We start from the raw sequence: 1452 nt of genomic DNA, 5'->3' as shown, positions 1-1452 counted from the left end.
GGCCAGTTCCGGGCGCGCCGCCATGCTGCGGCGGGTGGCGTAGCGCTGGCCCAGCACCAGCTGCGCCTCCTGCAGCGGCGGGCGCGGCGCCTGGCGGGCCAGGGCGGCCACCGCGGCCAGCACGTCGTCCTTCACCGCCGACCAGCTGCGCGGCCGGCCGCGCTCGCGCACCACCGCCTCCTGCGCCTGGCGGAAGCCGGTATCGAAGGCGACGCGCTCCAGCAGCGCCACCAGCTCGGGCAGGTTCTGCGGCGTGAAATACAGCGCCGCCTCGCCCCCCGCCTCGGTCAGGGCGGAGTGGCGCGGCGTCACCACCACCTTGCCATGCGCCAGGGCCTCGGTGATCGGCAGGCCCCAGCCCTCGTAATGGCTGTTGTAGACCGTGAAGGCGCAGCCCTGGTAGAGCGCGTCCAGCTCCTGGTCGGAGACCTGCGGCAGCAGCAGCACGTGGCGCTGCAACTCCGGCGCGTTCTGCAGCAGGGTCATCGCCGCCTCGGCGTGCCAGCCGGGCTTGCCGACGCAGACCAGCCGCGGCACGCGCGCCGGCCCGTGCTGGCGCAGCAATTGCAGCCAGGCGCTGAACACCAGCAGGTGGTTCTTGCGGCTCTCCAGCGTGGCGACGAACAGCGCGTAGCTCTCGCCCGGCCGCAGCGCGCGCGGCGCCTGCGGTCCGGTGCCGGGGGCCATCAGGGCGCGCGGGTCGGCGTCCAGCCGCACCACATGCCCATCCAGCACCAGCCCCGGCAGCAGCGCGGCCATCTCGCGCCGCACATCCCGCAGCGTGTTCTCGGAATTGCAGATCACCCCATCCGCGTGCAGCGCCATGGCGGCGAACCAGCGGGCATAGTCGCGCACCATGCTCTGGCGGCAATGCTCGGGCACGATCAGCGGCACGCAATCATGCAGGAAGGGGATGTAGCGCAGGCCATGGCGGCGCTGCATCTCGCGCAGCGCGCGGAAATACTCGGACAGACCCCAGGAATTGCCGAGGTTGGCCAGGATGGCGCCCGCCGGGAAGGCCACCGGCGGGCCGCCGGCGATGCGGGCCCGCAGCCCGTCGCGCGCCGCGGTCCAGACCGGATCGGCCGGGTCGGCGCCGGTGCCGGCCTGGGCGCAGAGCGCCTCGAAGGCGTCGGGCGGCACCTCGCGCCAGCACAAGGCGCGGCGGTCGTAATCGGCCAGATGCAGGCGCAGGCCCTGCGGTCCCGGCTCGGCCATGGCGCGGCGGACAATGCCCATCTGCACCCGCTGGATGCCGGTGGGCGTGCGGGCGCCGTCGAAATAGACCAGCAGGTCCGAGACATCGAGGAACAGATGCGTCGCCTCCGCCACGGCCGGGGCGGCGTCCATGGCGGGCGCGGCCGGGACCGGCTCGGGCTGCGGCGCGGCCGGCATCGCGGCCGGTGGTTCGGGGCTGGGCTGGAGCGGCTCGGCGAAGGGATCGTGCGCGAA

General features: G+C 74.2%; 1 protein-coding gene. It reads right to left on the bottom strand.

The genetic code is table 11. The features are described from left to right. A partial coding sequence (locus HMPREF0731_RS19355) for a glycosyltransferase family 4 protein (RefSeq protein ID WP_157136250.1) occupies positions 1-1350 on the bottom strand: 1350 nt, incomplete at its 3' end. Positions 1351-1452 lie beyond the last annotated feature (102 nt).

The sequence above is a fragment of the Pseudoroseomonas cervicalis ATCC 49957 genome (assembly GCF_000164635.1).
GTDB lineage: Bacteria > Pseudomonadota > Alphaproteobacteria > Acetobacterales > Acetobacteraceae > Pseudoroseomonas > Pseudoroseomonas cervicalis.
The sequence above is the reverse complement of the archived record's forward strand: the minus strand, read 5'-3'. Positions and strand labels throughout refer to the sequence as shown.